Annotated in this window: 16 protein-coding genes; 3 read left to right on the top strand and 13 right to left on the bottom strand. The window is 70.0% G+C overall.

Going from position 1 to position 18112, the window contains the following annotated elements; genetic code table 11:
* Window positions 1–207: 207 nt before the first annotated feature.
* Together V6U86_RS04725 and V6U86_RS04720 are read left to right on the top strand one after the other, a co-directional pair.
* Window positions 208–5982 carry a ThuA domain-containing protein gene (locus V6U86_RS04725; protein ID WP_334498797.1) on the top strand — a complete coding sequence of 1925 codons (5775 nt, stop codon included), beginning with the start codon at window positions 208–210 and terminating at the stop codon, window positions 5980–5982.
* 71 nt (window positions 5983–6053) lie between these two features.
* Window positions 6054–6632 carry a hypothetical protein gene (locus V6U86_RS04720; RefSeq protein ID WP_334498795.1) on the top strand — a complete coding sequence of 193 codons (579 nt, stop codon included), beginning with the start codon at window positions 6054–6056 and terminating at the stop codon, window positions 6630–6632.
* A gap of 81 nt (window positions 6633–6713) precedes the next feature.
* Here V6U86_RS04720 and V6U86_RS04715 read toward each other — a convergent pair whose 3' ends face one another.
* From V6U86_RS04715 to V6U86_RS04705, 3 genes are read right to left on the bottom strand one after another with little or no spacing between them, the layout of a single operon-like run.
* Entirely contained in the window at window positions 6714–7676 is a 963-nt protein-coding gene (locus V6U86_RS04715; RefSeq protein WP_334498793.1) for an aldo/keto reductase, read from the bottom strand.
* 36 nt (window positions 7677–7712) lie between these two features.
* Complete coding sequence (locus tag V6U86_RS04710; protein ID WP_334498791.1) at window positions 7713–9392, bottom strand: ABC-F family ATP-binding cassette domain-containing protein; 1680 nt, start codon at window positions 9390–9392, stop codon at window positions 7713–7715.
* A 41-nt stretch (window positions 9393–9433) separates the two neighbouring features.
* Window positions 9434–10039, bottom strand: a complete 606-nt coding sequence (locus V6U86_RS04705; RefSeq protein WP_334498788.1) for a class I SAM-dependent methyltransferase — start codon at window positions 10037–10039, stop codon at window positions 9434–9436.
* A 130-nt stretch (window positions 10040–10169) separates the two neighbouring features.
* Here V6U86_RS04705 and V6U86_RS04700 point away from each other — a divergent pair, with 130 nt between their 5' ends.
* Window positions 10170–11327, top strand: coding sequence for a hypothetical protein (locus V6U86_RS04700; RefSeq protein ID WP_334498786.1), 1158 nt, complete (start codon window positions 10170–10172; stop codon window positions 11325–11327).
* Between the two features lie 67 nt (window positions 11328–11394).
* On the opposite strand, the gene truA is transcribed toward V6U86_RS04700, so the two are convergent.
* From truA to map, 10 genes are all read right to left on the bottom strand, one after another.
* Complete coding sequence (truA, locus tag V6U86_RS04695) at window positions 11395–12225, bottom strand: tRNA pseudouridine(38-40) synthase TruA (protein WP_334498784.1); 831 nt, start codon at window positions 12223–12225, stop codon at window positions 11395–11397.
* Window positions 12226–12293: 68 nt separating this feature from the next.
* Window positions 12294–12851 (bottom strand): 50S ribosomal protein L17, encoded by a 558-nt coding sequence (rplQ, locus tag V6U86_RS04690; RefSeq protein WP_124771528.1) that lies wholly within the window; start codon window positions 12849–12851, stop codon window positions 12294–12296.
* 34 nt (window positions 12852–12885) lie between these two features.
* Window positions 12886–13908 carry a DNA-directed RNA polymerase subunit alpha gene (locus tag V6U86_RS04685; protein WP_334498779.1) on the bottom strand — a complete coding sequence of 341 codons (1023 nt, stop codon included), beginning with the start codon at window positions 13906–13908 and terminating at the stop codon, window positions 12886–12888.
* A gap of 98 nt (window positions 13909–14006) precedes the next feature.
* The gene (rpsD, locus tag V6U86_RS04680) at window positions 14007–14633 is read right to left on the bottom strand and encodes a 30S ribosomal protein S4 (protein ID WP_030489600.1); all 627 of its coding nucleotides are present in this window, start codon (window positions 14631–14633) and stop codon (window positions 14007–14009) included.
* 13 nt (window positions 14634–14646) lie between these two features.
* Window positions 14647–15054: a 30S ribosomal protein S11 gene (rpsK, locus tag V6U86_RS04675; protein WP_030329919.1), complete on the bottom strand. Its 408-nt coding sequence runs from the start codon at window positions 15052–15054 to the stop codon at window positions 14647–14649.
* A gap of 89 nt (window positions 15055–15143) precedes the next feature.
* Entirely contained in the window at window positions 15144–15524 is a 381-nt protein-coding gene (rpsM, locus tag V6U86_RS04670; protein WP_030329917.1) for a 30S ribosomal protein S13, read from the bottom strand.
* 266 nt (window positions 15525–15790) lie between these two features.
* Window positions 15791–15904 carry a 50S ribosomal protein L36 gene (rpmJ, locus tag V6U86_RS04665; RefSeq protein ID WP_043965539.1) on the bottom strand — a complete coding sequence of 38 codons (114 nt, stop codon included), beginning with the start codon at window positions 15902–15904 and terminating at the stop codon, window positions 15791–15793.
* Between the two features lie 91 nt (window positions 15905–15995).
* Window positions 15996–16217, bottom strand: coding sequence for a translation initiation factor IF-1 (infA, locus tag V6U86_RS04660; RefSeq protein WP_007073013.1), 222 nt, complete (start codon window positions 16215–16217; stop codon window positions 15996–15998).
* Window positions 16218–16557: 340 nt separating this feature from the next.
* A complete protein-coding gene (locus tag V6U86_RS04655) occupies window positions 16558–17100 on the bottom strand; it encodes a DUF1707 SHOCT-like domain-containing protein (RefSeq protein ID WP_334498922.1) in 543 nt (180 codons plus the stop codon).
* Between the two features lie 125 nt (window positions 17101–17225).
* Window positions 17226–18077 (bottom strand): type I methionyl aminopeptidase, encoded by an 852-nt coding sequence (map, locus tag V6U86_RS04650; protein ID WP_124776986.1) that lies wholly within the window; start codon window positions 18075–18077, stop codon window positions 17226–17228.
* Between the last annotated feature and the right edge of the window lie 35 nt (window positions 18078–18112).

Genomic DNA, 18112 nt, shown 5'->3' with positions numbered 1-18112 from the left:
CCGACATCGAGCCAGCCGAATTAATTTGTTCAGCGATTCGACAAAATGTCGGTGGGGGCACCCTGGCACGGTGTGACCACCGGCTCCATCAGGGACGGCCTTCGGCGAGCCGACTCCCGCGATCTCTGTCACTACGACACAGGAGGCGGCGTGTCCCGTTCTCGTCGTGCCCGCGTACCAATCACCGCAACCCTAATCTCCCTGGCCATGGCCTCGACCACCCTGTTCGGCACGCCCGCACAGGCGGCCGCCCAGGTCCCCGCACGGGATGCGAAGGCCGCAGCCCCGGTCAGCCAGGTGGCGCCGAAGGCGCCAAAGGCCGCAGCCGATCCCTTCTCCGTCCTCGTCTTCTCCAAGACCGCCGGCTTCCGGCACGACTCCATCCCCACCGGCATCGCCGCCATCCAGCAGCTCGGCGCCGCCAACGGATTCACCGTGGACAACTCCGAGGACGGCGCCGCATTCAACGACGCCAACCTAGCGAAGTACAAGGCGGTGATCTGGCTCTCCACCACCGGTGACGTGCTCAACGCCGACCAGCAGGCGGCGTTCGAGCGCTACGTGAAGGCCGGCGGCGGTTACGTCGGCATCCACGCCGCGTCGGACACCGAGTACAGCTGGGCCTGGTACGGCGACCTGGTCGGCGCGTACTTCGCCAACCACCCGCAGAACCAGACGGCCACGGTCAAGGTGGAGGATCACGCCCACCCGTCCACGGCCGAACTGCCGGACCGATGGTCCCGGTTCGACGAGTGGTACAACTACCAGAGCAACCCTCGGCCGGACGTGCACGTGCTGGCCAGCCTGGACGAGAAGAGCTACACCCCCGGCGCCGGCGCGATGGGTGCCGACCACCCGGTCGCCTGGTGTCAGGACTACGACGGTGGCCGGTCCTGGTACACGGGCCTCGGGCACACCCGGGAGTCGTACGCCGAGCCCGGGTTCCTCTCCCACCTGCTCGGCGGCATCCGGACCGCGGCGGGCGTCGAGAACGCCGACTGTGGCGCCTCGAAGACCTCCAACTTCGAGAAGGTCACGCTGGACAGCAACACCAGCAACCCGATGGAGTTGGACATCGCCCCCGATGGGCGGGTCTTCTACATCGAGCGCGACGGTCGCGTGCAGATCGTGAAGCCGGACACCGGCAACACCGTCACCGCCGTCGACCTGGACGTCTTCACCGGTAACGAGGACGGCCTCATCGGCATCCGGCTCGACCCGGACTTCGCCACGAACAACTGGGTGTACCTGTACTACGCCCCGAACGACGGGGTCACCCGCAACCTGCTGTCCCGGTTCACCGTGACCGGCGACACCATCAGCCTGGCCAGCGAAAAGCAGGTGCTGCGGGTCGACACCCAGCGCAACACCTGCTGCCACGCCGGCGGCAGCATGACCTTCGACGGCGAGGGCAACCTCTACCTGGCCACCGGTGACAACACCAACCCGTTCGAGTCGAACTCGTACTCGCCGATCGACGAGCGGTCGGGTCGCCAGGACTACGACGCGCAGCGCACCTCGGCGAACACGAACGACCTGCGCGGCAAGGTGATCCGGATCCACCCGGAGGACGACGGGACGTACACCGTTCCGGCCGGCAACCTCTTCGCGCCGGGCACCGAGAAGACCCGTCCCGAGATCTACGCGATGGGCTTCCGCAACCCGTTCCGGATCGGCACCGACCCGAAGACCAACACGCTGTACGTCGCGGACTACGGGCCGGACGCCAACTCGGACAACCCGAACCGGGGCCCCCGAGGTCTTGTCGAGTGGAACATCGTCACCCCGGGCAACTACGGCTGGCCGTACTGCACGGGCACGAACGAGGCGTACAACGACTACACGTTCCCGTCCGGCCCGAGCGGTCCGAAGTTCGACTGCGCCGCGCCGGTGAACAACTCGCCCAACAACACCGGCCTGACCAACCTCCCGCCGGTGGTCCCGGCGACCGTCGACTACGGGTACGCCGGTGACGCGCGCTACCCGGAGATCGGCGGCGGCGGCGCCCCGATGGGTGGCCCGGTCTACCGCTACGACGCCGACCTCAACTCCAACCGGAAGTGGCCGGCGTACTACGACGGTAAGGCTCTGCTCGGCGAGTGGAACCAGAACAAGATGTACACCATGCAGCTGACCCCCGACGGCAAGTCGTTGGTGGACATCAACCAGCTGCTCACCGGCATGAGCATGATCCGCCCGATGGACTTCGAGTTCGGTCCGGACGGCGCGCTGTACCTGATCGAGTGGGGCAGCGGCTTCGGCGGCAACAACGACAACTCCGGCGTCTACCGGATCGACTACACCGCCGGCGACCGTGCCCCGATCGCAGTGGCGTCCGCCAACCCGACCTCGGGTCCGGCACCGTTGGCTGTCACGTTCTCCAGCGCCGGCTCCCGGGACCCGGACGGTGGCACGCTCACCTACGCCTGGACGTTCGGCGACGGGCAGACCTCGACCGAGGCCAACCCGACGCACACCTACGCCACGGCGGGCAACTACACCGCCCAGCTCACCGTCACCAACCCCAAGGGTCGTACCGCGGTGGCCAACGTGCCGGTGACCGTGGGCAACACCGCGCCGACGGTCTCCATCGAGTTCCCGCCGGACGGTGGCTTCTTCAACTGGGGTGACCAGGTCCGCTACTCGATCAAGGTGACCGACCCGGAGGACGGGGAGATCGACTGCGACCGGGTCGGGCTGCAGGTGCTGCTCGGTCACGACGAGCACGCCCACCCGCTGGAGCAGCACACCGGCTGCACCGGCACCGTCCAGACGTCGCTCGCCTCCGGGCACGGCGCCGAGGCGAACGTCTTCGCGGTCTTCGAGGCCACCTACACCGACGAGGGTGGTGCCGGCGGGTCCGGCGCGCTGACCGGCCGGCAGATCGAGGTGCTCCAGCCGAAGCAGAAGCAGGCCGAGTACTTCACCGCCACCGGGCGTGCCCCGGTGAGCACCGGCGGCGGCGACGCCGGCGTGCAGCGGGAGACCGGCGCCGACACCGCCGGTGGCGGCCAGAACATCGCCTTCATCGAGGACGGCGACTGGTGGTCGGTGGCCCCGGCTGACCTGACCAACATCACCGAGATCCGGTTCCGGGCCGCCTCGGCCGTCGCTGGCGGTCGGATCGAGGTCCGCGCCGGTGCGGTTGACGGACCGGTGGTCGCCACGGCCGTCGTGCCGTCGACCGGCGCGTGGCAGACGTACACGGACGTGAGCGCACCGGTCACCGGTGCCGCGAGCGGCTCGCTGTACTTCCTGGCCCGCGATCCGAACGGCGGAACGGGTTCGCTGTTCAACGTCAACTGGATGGACTTCGTCGGCCGCGGTGTCACCGAGAACGCGCCGCCGGTGGTCAGCGCCACGGCCACCCCGGCCACCGGCACCGCACCGGTCACCGTCGCCTTCGACGGCACGGCCACCGACGCCGATGGCGACACCCCGCTGACGTACGCCTGGGACTTCGGTGACGGAGGCACGGCGACCACCCTGGACGCCAGCCACACCTACACCAGCCCGGGCACCTTCACGGCCACCCTCACGGTGACCGACAGCAAGGGCGCCAAGGCGTACGCCACGGTGCCGGTGCGGGTCGACGCTCCGGACACGTCCTGCTTCGGGGCGCGTTCGGACGACTTCAACGGCAACAGCCTCGACAAGGAGCGTTGGACCAGCGTCATCCGGGAGAACCAGCTCTACTCGCTCAGTGGCGGCGCGCTGCGGCTGCCCACGGGCGTGGGTGACCTCTACGGTGCTCGCAACGACGCCACCAACCTGGTGCTCCAGCCGGCTCCGACCGGCGCCTGGGAGATGACCACCAAGGTCACCCTGGCGGTGGCGGCCAACTACCAGCAGGCCGGCCTGCTGGTGTACGGCGACGACGACAACTACGCCAAGGTGGACCTGCTGTACAACGGCAGCCGTCGGGTGGAGTTCATCCGGGAGACGGCAGGCACGCCGCGCAACGAGTCCGCCGACGCCACCAACGCACCGGCGGGTGACACCGTGTACCTGCGGGTCACCAGTGACGGGACGAACCTGACCGCGGCCGTCTCCTCCGACGGGCAGACCTTCACCGCGGTCGGCCGTTCGGCCGCGCTCGCCGGCATCACCAACCCGCGGATCGGGGTCTTCGCGCTCAACGGTGGCACTGAGGCACCGGTTGTCGAGGCGGCCTTCGACTCGTTCCAGGTGACGCCGGACGCCCCGGCCGGGCCGGTCGACCCGTCGGACGAGTTCACCGGCGACACGCTGGACAAGTGCCGGTGGGACGCGATCCTGCGGGAGGACCCGGCCGGTTACCGGGTCACCGGTGGCGCGCTGCGGATCGACGTGCCCAACGGTGACATCTACGGCACCGACAACACCGGGCCGAAGAACTTCATCCTCCAGACCGCGCCGTCGGGCGACTGGACCCTGGAGACGAAGGTCGACGGCAGTCTGCTGAACGAGCAGTACCAGCAGGCCGGTCTGCTCGTGCAGGCCGACGACGACAACTACCTGAAGTTCGACTTCATCGCGGACAACCAGGCCGGCTCGGCGGTGACGCGGCGGATCGAGTTCCGCAGCGAGATCGCCGGTACGGTCCAGAACCCGCAGCCGGAGGCGGCCAACCTGACCGATGCCGTGTGGCACCTGCGGCTGGCCCGCACGGGCGACACGTTCACCGCGTCGTACTCGGCCAACGGGACGACCTGGACCGCGTTGGAGTCGTTGACCAACAGCGCGGTCGGGGCCACCCCGAAGGTCGGGTTGTTCACCCTCGGCGCCAACCAGACGGCGTCGAAGACCGCCTCGTTCGACTACTTCCGGCTCAGCACGGAGGTGGCCGACGAGACCGCGCCGGTGACCACCGCGGCGGTTTCCGGCACCCCGACCGACGGGTGGCACACCGGGCCGGTGGCGATCACGCTCACCGGGGCCGACGAGGCCGGCGGTAGCGGGCTCGCCGGTACGGAGTACCAGCTGGACGAGGCCACCACCTGGACGGCCTACACCGCTGCGGTGGCGGTCAGCGGGGACGGCGAGCACGAGCTTCGGTTCCGCTCGACGGACAAGGCCGGCAACGTGGAGGCGACGAAGACCGTCTCGGTCAAGATCGACGCCACCGCGCCGGTGACCTCGGCGACGTTCGCTCCGGCGAACAACGCCGGCTGGCACAACGGGACCATCCCGGTCGTGCTGGCCGCGACCGACGCCGGTTCCGGCGTCAAGACGGTGGAGTGGTCGCTGGACGGTGGCACGTGGACGCCGTACTCGACGCCGGTCGAGGTGACCGGTGACGGGCAGCACGAGCTGCTGTTCCGCTCGACGGACAAGGCGGGCAACGTCGAGACGCTGAAGTCGGCGGTGCTGCGCATCGACGGCACCAAGCCGACGCTGCTGGTGTCCGGTCTCGCCGACGGCCAGCTCTACGGCGACAGCCAGGACGTCCGGGTGTCGTGGCAGGCAGTCGACCCGACCTCGGGCATCGCGTCCGTGGTCGGCAAGCTCGACGGCCAGACGTACGCCAGCGGCACTCTGCAGGCCATGTACGACCTGTCCCTCGGCCTGCACGAGCTGACCGTGACCGCGACCGACAAGGCGGGCAACGAGACCACCTCGACGGTCCGGTTCTTCGTCACCACCTCGTTCCGGGACATGCAGAGTCTGCTGGACCGGTTCAAGGCGACGGGGCGGCTCTCGACCAAGGCGCACAGGCAGCTGTCGAACAAGCTCGACAATGTCCGCGCGTCCGAGGCGGCCGGCGACGACAAGGTGGCCGTCCGGCAGCTGACCGCGTTCCGGACGCTCGCCTCCGACACCACGTTGGTGACTGAGGCGGAGATCCGGGACGTCCTGATCCGGGACGCCGACGCCATGATCGTTCGGCTCGGCGGCGCGGCCAGCAAGGCCGGGGTCAAGGCGAACGACGGTGACTCGGTAAAGGGCACCGGGCGGCTCGGTGGCGACGCCACCCGGCTGGCACCCGGTCGCCAGCTCTGATCCGACGAGGCCCCTCCCCGGCGCTACGGCGTCGGGGAGGGGCCTCCCTCATCGGTAGGGAGGGGATGTCCGTGACGGGTATCCGCAAGGTGTTGGCCGCCGTGTTCGTCGGACTGGCCCTGACCCTGGTCGCCGCCGCCCCGGCGGCGCAGGCCGCTCAGGCCGCCCCAGCGGCGCAGGCCGCTCAGGCCGCCCCGGCGGCGCAGGCCGACAAGCTCAAACTCACGGTGGCCGGCGACGGGGCTCAGGGCGTCACCATCCAGGCCGCCTACACCGATGGCCGCCGGCTGGAGCAGGTGGTGCGACTGGTCCTCACCGCCACCGGCCCCGACGGGCAGAAGGTCGGGCCGGTGCAGTTGGAACCGCAGCCCGAGGGGCACGGCTTCTACAGCAGCGGGCCGGTGCTCTCTACCGGCACCTGGAAGGTGACCGTGAACTCCCCCGCCCCGTTGCAGGGCAAGGCCACCGCCACGGTGCAGGCGCGGGCGGCCCAGTCGCCGCCGGCGCCCGAGCCGGTCGCGGTGAACAGGCCGACGGACGGGGCAGGCGGTGCGGGTGCCGGCTGGTGGCCGTTCGCGGCGGCCGGTCTCGTGCTCGTGGCCGCGGCGATGGGGGTGGCCATGCTGTTCGGCCGCCGCCGCACCGACTGACCGACAAACGCGTCGGCGCTCCGACGCCATTCGACGACCGGGCCGGGCCGCGTGAAGCGGCCCGGCCCGTTGTCGTTCGACTCAGAGGATGGCGCGCAGCGCCGCCAGATCGTCGTCGCTGGGCTCCCAGGTGCCGGCGGCGGCGTTGGCGCGCACCTGCTCGGGCGTGGTGGCACCGGCGATCACCGAGGTCACCGCCGGCTGGGCGGCCAGCCCACCGATCGCCACCTGGAGCATGGTCAGACCCCGCTCGGCCGCGTACGCCTCGATCGCCTCGATGGTGTCCCAGTCGGCTGCGGCGAGCCGCTCCGCGTACCGGCCACCACCGGAGAGCCGGCTGCCGGCCGGCGGCTGAGCCTCGCGCTTGTACTTGCCGGTGAGCAGACCGTTGGCGAGCGGGAAGAACGGCAGCATGCCGAGGCCGAACCGCTCACACGCCGGAATCACCTCGGACTCCACCGAACGCTCCACCAGGCTGTAGTGGTTCTGCGCGCTGATGAAGCGGGAGCGGCCGTTGGACGAGGCGACCCAGTCCGCGTCGGCGATCTGCCAGCCGGCGAAGTTGGAGTTGCCCAGGTAGCGGACCTTCCCGTCCCGGACCAGGTCGTCCAGGGCCGCGAGGGTCTCGTCGATCGGGGTGCCCGGGTCGGGCTCGTGCATCTGGTACAGGTCGATGTGGTCGGTGCCGAGCCGACGCAGCGACGCCTCCACCGCGCGGGCGATGTAGCGGCGTGCACCCCGCGCGCCGTAGTCCGGCCCGTTGAGGCCGTTCATGTCCATGCCGAACTTGGTGGCCACCACCACGTCGTCCCGGCGCCCCTTGAGCGCCTGCCCGAGTAGCTCCTCGGAGCCGCCCTGCGGCTCGCCGTAGATGTCGGCGGTGTCGAAGAGGGTGATCCCGGCGTCGAGGGCCGCATCCACCACCGCTCGGGTGCCGTCGAGGTCCAGCTTGCGGCCGAAGTTGTTGCAGCCGATGCCGACCACGGAAACCACGAGCCCGGAGTCGCCCAGCCGGCGATAGGTCATCTCAGTCACGAGATCCACCCTATGCCCGCTGGACGCGCCGTCGCCTGGGACCGCTCACCCGAGGTCCCAGACCGGTTCCGGGGTCTCCACCACCTCGCTGTCGCCCCGGAACAGCACGAACCGGTCGAACGAGCGGGTGAACCAGCGGTCGTGGGTGACCGCGATCACCGTCCCCTCGAAGGCGTTCAGGCCCGCTTCGAGGGCCTCCGCGCTGGCCAGGTCGAGGTTGTCGGTGGGCTCGTCGAGCAGCAGCAGGGTCGCACCGGACAACTCCAGCAGCAGCACCAGGAACCGGGCCTGCTGTCCACCGGAGAGCGTGCCGAAGCGCTGGTCGCCCTGCGCGGCCAGCTCGTAGCGGCTGAGCACACCCATCGCCGCGTGCCGGTCCATCCCGGTGCGGTGCTCGTCACCCCGCCAGAGGATCTCGACAAGCGTCTTCGACATCAGCTCCGGCCGGTCGTGGGTCTGGGAGAAGTGCCCGGGACGCACCCGGGCGCCGAGGCGGGCCACGCCGTCGTGCGCCACCGGAGCCAGCGCGCCCGCCCCGTCGACCGGTCCGTTCGCCGGGTCCGGGTCGGTGCCGCCGCGGGCCAGCAGCCGCAGGAAGTGCGACTTGCCGGTGCCGTTGGCACCGAGCACCGCCACCCGGTCGCCGTACCAGATTTCCAGGTCGAAGGGGAAGGTCAGGCCGTCGAGCTCCAGCTGCTCGCAGACGACCGCGCGCTTGCCGGTCCGCCCGCCGCTGAGCCGCATCCGGATGTCCTGGTCCTTCGGGGGTACGGGCGGCGGCCCGGCCTCCTCGAACTTGCGCAACCGGGTCTGCGCGGCCTGGTAACGCGAGGCCAACCCGTCGTTGTACGCGGCCTTCTGCTTGTACATCAGCATCAGCTCGCGCAGCTTCTGGTGCTCCTCGTCCCAGCGGCGGCGCAGCTCGTCTAGGCGGGCGTGCCGAGCCACCCGAGCCTCGTGCCAGCTGGCGAAGCCGCCCGGGTGCACCCAGGCGCTGCCACCTTCGACGGCGACCACCCGGTCGGCGCTCTGGGCCAGCAGCTCGCGGTCGTGCGAGACGTAGAGCACCGACTTCGTCGACTCGCGCAGTCGCGCCTCCAGCCAGCGTTTGCCGGGCACGTCGAGGAAGTTGTCCGGTTCGTCGAGCAGCAGCACCTCGTCCGGGCCGCGCAGCAGCAGCTCCAGGGCGAAGCGCTTCTGCTGGCCGCCGGAGAGGGTACGCACCGGCCGGTCCCGTACGGCGTCCCAGGGCTGGCCGAGCACGATGGTCGCGACGGTGTCGAAGAGCACCTCGGCGTCGTATCCGCCGGCCTCGCCCCAGGCGCCGAGCGCATCGGCGTACGCCAGCTGAGCCTTGCCCGCGGCGTTGCTGAACTTGCCGTAGGCCTCGGCCGCCCGCATGGCCGCCTCGGTCTCGCCGAGCCGCCGGCCGGCGTCGCGCAGCGCCGGAGGGGCCAGCGACAGCGCCAGGTCGGCGAGTGTCGACTCGTCGCCGATCATGCCGATGAACTGGCGCATCACGCCCAGCCCGCCGGCACGTGCGACGACGCCGCTGCGCACCGGCAGGTCACCGGCGACCATCCTCAGCAGCGTCGTCTTTCCCGCGCCGTTCGGCCCGACCAGGGCGACCTTGCTGCCCTCCCCGACCCGGAACGACACGTCGGCGAAGAGTTCCCGACCGTCGGGCAGGATGTGCCCGACCGCTGCCACGTCCACGTATCCCACGCCGGGATCCTGCCCCAGTCAGGGGCAGGGGGTACATCCAATTACCGGGTGACGCGCAGCACCCGGAAGCCCTTTTGGCTGGCGTACCGCTCGACCTGCCAACTCTGCTCGGTGAGCCAGCGTTGCAGCGAGTCGCCGCCGAGGTGCCGGGCGACGACCAGCCAGCCGACGCCGTCCGGGGCGAGTCGGGGCAGCCAGCGCAGCAGCAGGTCGTGCAGCCCGTCCTTGCCGATCCGGATGGGCGGGTTCGACCAGAGCTGGGCGAAGCTGAGGTCTGCTGGGACGTCGTCCGGTGCGCTGACCCGGACCCGGTCGGCGGCGCCGATGCGAGCCGCGTTGGCGGCGGTCAGCTCGCGGGCCCGGGCGTTGACGTCGACGGCCCAGATGGTGCTGGTGGGCGCGAGGTCAGCCAGCACGCAGCTGATCGGCCCAAAGCCGCAGCCGAGGTCGAGCAGGTCGCCGCCGGTGTCGGCGACGGGCAGCTCGGCCTTGCGCAGGAGCACGGCGGTGCCCGGGTCGAGTCGGCTGGCGGAGAAGACCCCGCCGGCCGAGGCGAGCCGGTAGTCGCGGTCGGCGACGGAGAACTCGACCTCGCGCGCCGGGGCGTCGCTGGTGGGCTGAGCGGTGAAGTAGTGGTCGCCGGTCACGCGGTAATTCTCGCACCGGCCCAGGGATGACCGCCGGGGCGATCGGCTTCTCCACGGACCCGGCCCGACCCACGCGTGCATTTACCCGAAATTACCCCCTAAAGGGACAATGACTCCTACTCTGGGCGACATGGTGTATCGGTACGAGTCCGATGAGGACGCTTTCGAGGAGTACCCGGAGCCCGGGTCCGATCTGTCGGTGCTCGGCGCCGGCCCGCCCCCGCCGGCCGGGCCGTCTCCGTCGCGCTTCCCCGCGCCGTCGCTGCCCCGGCCGAACCAGCTCTCGCTGCCATCGTCGTCGCCCGCGACGACCCGTGCCGATCTGTCGTCGCCCGCGACGACCCGTGCCGATCTGTCGTCGCCCGCGACGACCCGTGCCGAGGTGTCGCAGCCACTGCCGACTCGTGCCGACATTCCGCCCGCCGCGTCCCACAGCCAGATCTACACCTCGGCGACGCCGGTGGAGGCGACCGCCCGGCGCGGCGGTGGTCGACTGTGGCAGGTACTGATCGGCGGCGCAGCCGTCCTGGTGCTGCTCGCCCTCTGCGGCCTTGGCGCCGCCGCGCTGCTCATCGACCGCAACTCGCAGCAGCCGCAGAGCAACCCGACGTACCAGCCGAACGCCGCCCCGACGTCCGCCCCGCCGGAGCGGGTGGCCCTCGACTCCCGGGACACCGACCAGGCCCCGCTCACCGCCAAGGAGCTCTTCCCCGGCAAGGAGTTGAAACTCACCGACGGTCAGCCGAGCTACCAGGTACTCAAGACCCAGTCCAGCGGCAGTTGCGCCGTCGCCGCCACCGACGAGGTCGCCGACCTGCTGGTCCGGCTCGGCTGCAACCAGATCGTCCGGGCCACGCTGAGTACGCCCGACGACTCGCACCTGGTCACCGCCGGCCTGTTCAACCTCACCGACAAGGTCAGCGCGGAACGAGCCCGAGACCGGCTCCGGCAACTGCTCGACGAACGGCAGGGCCGTTTCCGTGGCCTCACCGCCGACGACGGCGACGGCACCGATGTCCTGACCAGCGCTCCGGCACGAGTCGGCTGGCAGGTCCGGGGCCACTACCTGGCGTACGCCCTGGTGGTCCGCAAGGACGGCGCGGCGGTCAAGGCGGGCGACACCAAGGTCCGCGAGATCCTGTTCGACATGATCGAGCTGCACCTCAGCCGGGGCGTGTTGCAGAGCCGGGCCGACGGTGGCACTGCCGCACAACCGACGGCGGCCCCGACCGGCAACAACGGAAGCCAGGGCGGCAACAACAACGACGGGGAACTGCCGGGCGACTGACCCGTGCCCCGACGACGGGTGTGCTGCCGACAGGTGGCACACCCGTCGTCATTGACGGCCCAGGCGGTCAGCCTTCGACCGGAACCCGCAACCGGCGGGTGAGGTCGGCGCGGCGTGCGTACTCGGCCGGATCGGACGGGTAGCCGACCGCGACCAGGGTCAGCCCGTGCGCGGGGGCCACGGTCACCTCGCTGGACCGCTCCCGCCGACTGAGCAGGGTGCCCGGCCACTCGACCGGGCGGCGGCCGTCCCCGGCCACCAGCATGGCCCCCACCAGGCTGCGCACCATCGCCTGGCAGAACGCGTCGGCCTGCACCGTGGCGATCAGGATCCCGTCCGGGTCGCGACGCCAGTCCAGCCGGGTCACCTCGCGCAGCGTGGTCGCGTGCTCCTTGCGCCGGCAGTACGCGGCGAAGTCGTGCTCCCCCACCAGCCCGGTGGCTGCCGCGTTCAGCGCGGCCAGGTCCAACGGCTTCGGCCAGGCCAGCACCTCGTGCCGGCGCAGCGGCTCCGCGCCGAAGGGCGCATCGGTGACCTGGTACTCGTAGCGCCGGAAGGTCGCCGAGAACCGGGCGTCGAAGTCGGCCGGCACCTCGGTCATCGCCCGAACCCGCACGTCGGTGGGGAGCAGTCGGGCCAGGCGGCGCAGCAGTCGTCCATCGTGCTGTCGCCACACGTCCACCGGCAGGTCCAGGTGGCACACCTGCCCGGTGGCGTGCACCCCCGCGTCGGTCCGCCCGGCCACCGTCAACCCGGTGGCCGTACCGACGCCGAGGACCAGGTCGAGGGTCTCGACGAGCACCCCCGCGACGGTGCGCCGGGTCGGCTGGGCAGCCCAGCCGGAGAAATCGGTGCCGTCGTACGAGACGTCCAGCCGCAGCCGGATCCGCTCGTCCACCTCGTACCTCCTGTTACGGGTCGGGCCCGGCACCCCGATGGGGTGCCGGGCCCGACGATGCCCTGTGATCAGGCCTTGTTCTCGGTGGCCTCGTCGCTGTCCTCGCGGGCGGCGGCGGTGTCACCGGACACCGACACCGGCGCCTCGGAGTCCTGGTCGGCCGGAGCCGACTGCGGGGCCTCGTCGGCCGGGGCGAGCGCCTCGACCTTGTCCTGCTGCGCGGCCTTGCGGGCGGCGGTCTTCTTGTTCGCCTTGGGCTCGGCGACCTGAAGCTCCTCCACCAGCTCGATGATGGCCATCGGAGCGTTGTCACCCTTGCGCGGACCGGTCTTCACGATCCGGGTGTAACCGCCGGGGCGGTTGGAGTACCGGGGCGCGATCTGGTCGAACAGGGCGTAGACGACGTCCTTGTCCTTGACGACACCCAGCACCCGACGCCGCGAGGCGAGGTCACCGCGCTTGGCCTTGGTGATGAGCTGCTCGGCCAGCGGGCGCAGCCGCCGGGCCTTCGTCTCGGTGGTCTGGATCTTGCCGTGCTGGAACAGCGCGGTCGCCAGGTTGGCGAGCATCAGCCGCTCGTGCGAGGGGCTGCCGCCGAGGCGGGGGCCCTTGGTGGGCGTGGGCATTTTTGGTGCTCCTCAGTTGTGGCGGCAGCGCGGACTAGAGCTGCTCGGTCTCGCGGTAGTCGTCGGTGTCGTAGTCGCCCTCGCCGAAGGTGTCCACGACGTGCGCCGGGTCGAAGTTCGGAGCCGAATCCTTCAGCCCGAGACCCATCCCGGCGAGCTTCATCTTGACCTCGTCGATCGACTTCTGACCGAAGTTGCGAATGTCGAGGAGGTCGGCCTCGGTACGCCCGATGAGCTCACCAACGGAGTTGATGCCCTCGCGCTTGAGGCAGTTGTAGGAGCGGACGGTGAGGTCCAGCTCCTCGATCGGCAGAGCGAGGTCCGCCGCCAGCTGGGCGTCCTGCGGGGACGGCCCGATGTCGATGCCCTCGGCGGTCTCGTCCAGCTCCCGGGCGAGCCCGAACAGCTCCACCAGCGTCGAACCGGCGGAGGCCAGCGCGGTACGCGGGCCCATCGACGGCTTGGTCTCGACGTCGATGATCAGCCGGTCGAAGTCGGTACGCTGCTCGACACGAGTCGCCTCGACGCGGTAGGTCACCTTCAGCACCGGCGAGTAGATCGAGTCGACCGGGATCCGGCCGATCTCGGCGCCGGACTGCTTGTTCTGCGCCGCCGTCACGTAGCCCCGGCCCCGCTCGACGGTCAGCTCCATGTCGAGCCGGCCCTTGCCGTTCAGGGTGGCGAGCTTGAGATCCGGGTTGTGCACCGAGACGCCGGCCGGCGGCTGGATGTCGCCCGCGGTCACGTCGCCCGGGCCCTGCTTACGCAGGTACATGCTGACCGGCTCGTCGTGCTCGGAGCTGACGCACAGCTCCTTGATGTTCATGACGAGCTCGACCACGTCCTCCTTGACACCGGGGATCGTGGTGAACTCGTGCAGGACACCGTCGATCTTGATCGAGGTGACGGCCGCGCCCGGGATCGACGACAGCAGCGTGCGCCGCAGCGAGTTACCCAGGGTGTAGCCGAAGCCCGGCTCCAGCGGCTCGATGGCGAACCGCGACCGGGTCTCGTTGATCGACTCCTCGGAGAGGGAGGGTCGCTGGCTGATGAGCATCTTTTCTCTTCTCTTCCGGGGCGCCCGCTATTTGACGCCCACGACACAAACCGTTCCGGTGGCCCGCCCCGAGGGGCGGGCCACCGAACGAGCTCGGACTACTTGGAGTAGAGCTCGACGATCAACTGCTCCTGGACCTGCGTGTCGATGACCTGCCGGGCCGGGAGGGAGTGCACGAGCACCTTCATCTGGCTCGGGATGGCCTCAAGCCACGCCGGAACCGTCTTCGAGCCGGCCTGAGCCTGCGCGACGATGAACGGGGTGAGCTCCTTGCTCTTGCCCCGAACCTCGATGATGTCGTGCTCCTTGACGCGGTACGACGGGATGTCGACCTTCTTGCCGTTCACCGTGAAGTGACCGTGCTTGACCAGCTGGCGGGCCATGTCCCGCGAGTGGGCGTAGCCGGCCCGGTAAACGACGTTGTCCAGCCGCGACTCGAGGATCTGCAGGAGGACCTCACCGGTCTTGGCCTGCTTGCCAACGGCTTCCTCGTAGTAACCGCGGAACTGCTTCTCCAGCACGCCGTAAACCCGACGGGCCTTCTGCTTCTCACGGAGCTGGAGCAGGTACTCCGTCTCCTTGGTGCGGCCGCGGCCGTGCTGCCCGGGCGGGAACGGCCGGGACTCGAACGGGCACTTCGGACCATCGCACTTGCTGCCCTTGAGGAACAGCTTCATCTTCTCCCGCCGGCAACGGCGGCAGTCTGCACCGGTGTAACGAGCCATCTCTCTCTACCTCTCAGACCCGGCGACGCTTCGGCGGACGGCACCCGTTGTGCGGCTGCGGGGTGACGTCGGCGATCTGCCCGACCTCGAGGCCCACGGCCTGCAGCGAACGGATGGCGGTCTCCCGGCCGGAGCCGGGGCCCTTGACGAACACGTCGACCTTGCGCATGCCGTGCTCCATGGCGCGACGCGCGGCAGCCTCGGCGGCCAGCTGCGCGGCGAACGGAGTCGACTTGCGGGAGCCCTTGAAGCCGACCTGGCCGGCGGAGGCCCAGGAGATGACCGCACCAGTCGGGTCCGTGATGGACACGATGGTGTTGTTGAACGTGCTCTTGATGTGCGCCTGCCCGTGGGCGACGTTCTTGCGTTCCTTGCGCCGGACCTTCTTTACAGCGGCTCCGGCACGAGCCTTCGGTGGCATAAGTCTGTGCGCTCCTAGTTGACTTTCCGGATCGGGCCGGACGGTCCCGTCTTCCTAGACCCGACATCGACCCGAATTCCGGTCAAAATCTACTTCTTGCCGGGCTTCTTCTTGCCGGCGACGGTCCGCTTCGGGCCCTTACGGGTCCGTGCATTGGTCTTGGTCCGCTGGCCACGCACGGGCAGGCCCCGGCGGTGCCGGATGCCGGCGTAGCAGCCGATCTCAACCTTGCGGCGGATGTCAGCGGCGACCTCGCGGCGCAGGTCGCCTTCAACCTTGTAGTTGCCCTCGATGTGGTCGCGGAGCTGCACGAGCTCCTCGTCCGTGAGGTCCCGAGCGCGCTTGTCCGGCGAGATGCCGGTGGCGGCGAGTGTCTCCAGGGCGCGGGTGCGACCGACCCCGAAGATGTAGGTGAGCGCGATCTCCAACCGCTTTTCGCGGGGGAGATCCACGCCGACTAGACGTGCCATGTGCGGGCGTACTCCTCGTGATGTGTGGCGGAGGTGTGGACCCGTCCCATCCCGCTACCGGCCGTCCCGTCCTTCCGACGCGGTGAGCGCCGGCGACCGGGATCGGTCGCTGCCCAAGCGGGCCCCGGCCTCCGACCGGGGGTCAGCCACGCAGAGGTACGTCTGGCGTACCGCTCGCGGCTGGGACGAGCATGTGTGATGTGTGTGTCGCTGGGGATCTGCCTGGACCAACGCCACCCGGCCGTGCTCCGGCCGGACGGGCTGAGTCAGCCCTGGCGCTGCTTGTGGCGCGGGTCGCTGCAGATGACCATGACCCGGCCGTGCCGGCGGATAACCCGGCACTTGTTGCAGATCCTCTTGACGCTCGGCTTGACCTTCACGGTTGCCTTACTTCCCATCTGGCCCGGGGACGCGTGTTGCGCGACACCGGACGTCGAAGACGGACACGGGACTTCCCGGCCGTCGTCAGGACTACTTGTAGCGGTAGACGATGCGCCCGCGGGTCAGGTCGTACGGCGAGAGTTCGACGACGACCCGGTCCTCCGGCAGGATGCGGATGTAGTGCTGCCGCATCTTGCCGCTGATGTGAGCCAACACCTTGTGGCCGTTCGCGAGCTCCACCCGGAACATGGCGTTCGGCAGGGGCTCGATGACCCGACCCTCGATCTCAATGGCTCCGTCTTTTTTCGGCATGTCCTCCGCTGTCCTGACGTCGATTGCTCCGGGCGGCCCACAACGTCTTACACGGAAATCTGATCAGAATCAGAAGCCCGCGCCAGCCGCGGCTCCAGCTCCCACCGAAGCGCAGGGTGGGCATGCCGGAGTGGACGCTGTGCGCCGATCTGAAAGTGTACGCCCGCCTGCAGTCCACCACCAAACCGACCACCCATCAACCCGCCCCGCAACCCACACACCCCACCCCCGGCGCGGTTGATCATGAAGTTATTGCCACCAATTCCGGCGTGTCATGGCAATAACTTCATGATCAACGGGGGCCGGGGCCGGCGGAGCCGGGCCTTGGGGGGCGGGGGGGTTATTGGGGGTTGTCTGGGTTGATGGCGCGCTTTGCCTGTTTGCGTTCCCGGCGGCGCTGGCGCTTGATGGCTTGGCGCTGGGGTTCTCTCCCAGCCAGGCCAGTGACGCTGCGGACCACCAGCACCGCGCCCCACGGCCCCGCCACCCAGGCCGGCCAGAAGTAGAGCAGATCCTGGCTGAGCAGCGAGGTCACCGCCCAGATGGTCACCACGATGGCGATCACCCGCAGGTACGGGAACCACACCTCAGCCAACCAGCGGGCCGTCGCGCCCCTGGTGGGGGCCGGACCGAGCTGGTCACCCAATGGGCTCACCATCGGGCCGGCGGCCGGCGCCAGGCCCGACCGCTGCGCTGGCGTCACCGGCGGCAGGTCGGTGAGCAGTGCCTTGAGGTCGGCGTACGTGCGTGCCGCGTAGGCCCGCTGCAACCGCTCGTCGTACTCGTGCAGATCCAGCCGGCCCTCGTCGAGGGCGACCCGCAACCGGTCGGCCACCGCCGCTCGGTCCGAGTCCGCGGCTCGCATCCCGTCGCGCCCGTCCATGCCGGCAAGCATGCCACCGTCCCGCCAGTCCGTCGGCCCCCCGGACATCGGTTGATCATGAAGTTGTCGCCACCCGCGCCGGCGCGTCAGGGCAAGAGCTTCAGGACCAACGGCTGTGGGTGGGATCAGGGGGTTGTTGTGGCGGCGGGCTGGCGGGCGGTTACCAGGTCGCCCAGGCGGGCGCGGCCACCGTCGAACGCGGTGAGCACCCAAACCCCGTCCGGCAGCAGCGCCATCGAGTGCTCGACGTGCGCGGCCACCGAGCCGTCCCGGGTGACGACCGTCCACCCGTCGGCCAACTCGACCGTACGCGGAGACGCCATGGTGATCATCGGTTCGATGGCGAGCGCCATTCCGGGGACCAGTCGCGGGCCCTTGCCCGGCCGACCGTGGTTGAGCACGTGCGGGTCCTGGTGCATCTCGGTGCCGATGCCGTGCCCACCGTAGCCGTCGACGATGCCGTACCGGCCGCCCTTGCGGACAGCGGTCTCCACCGCGTGCGAGATGTCGGTGAGGCGGCCCTTGCCGCTGGCGGCGCCACGCGCGGCGGCGGCGATGCCGGCCCACATCGCGTCCTCGGCGACCGCGGCCATCTTCAGCAGCGCCGGGTCGACGTCGCCGACCCCGACCGTGATCGCCGAGTCGCCGTGCCACCCGTCCAGCACCGCGCCGCAGTCGATGGAAATCAGGTCACCGGCCTGGAGCACCTGCTTCGGCGACGGGATGGCGTGCACGATCTGCTCGTTGACCGAGGAGCAGATCGACGCCGGAAAACCGTGATAGCCCTTGAACGACGGAACGCCGCCCGCCTCGCGGATCGTCGACTCGGCGATAGCGTCCAGATCGGCGGTGCTCACGCCGGGGGCGACAGCCTCCCGCATCCGGCGCAGCGCCTCGGCCACCACCAACCCGGCGGCCCGCATCTTCTCGATCTGGTCAGGGGTCTTCAGCTGGATGTCCAGCTGGGGACGACGCATGGAGCCGTTACCTTTCGTTGCCGAACAGCGGGGCA

The organism is Micromonospora sp. CPCC 205558, from assembly GCF_036902955.1.
Lineage (GTDB): Bacteria > Actinomycetota > Actinomycetes > Mycobacteriales > Micromonosporaceae > Micromonospora.
Note: the sequence above shows the minus strand (reverse complement) of the source record. Positions and strands in the feature narration are given on the sequence as shown.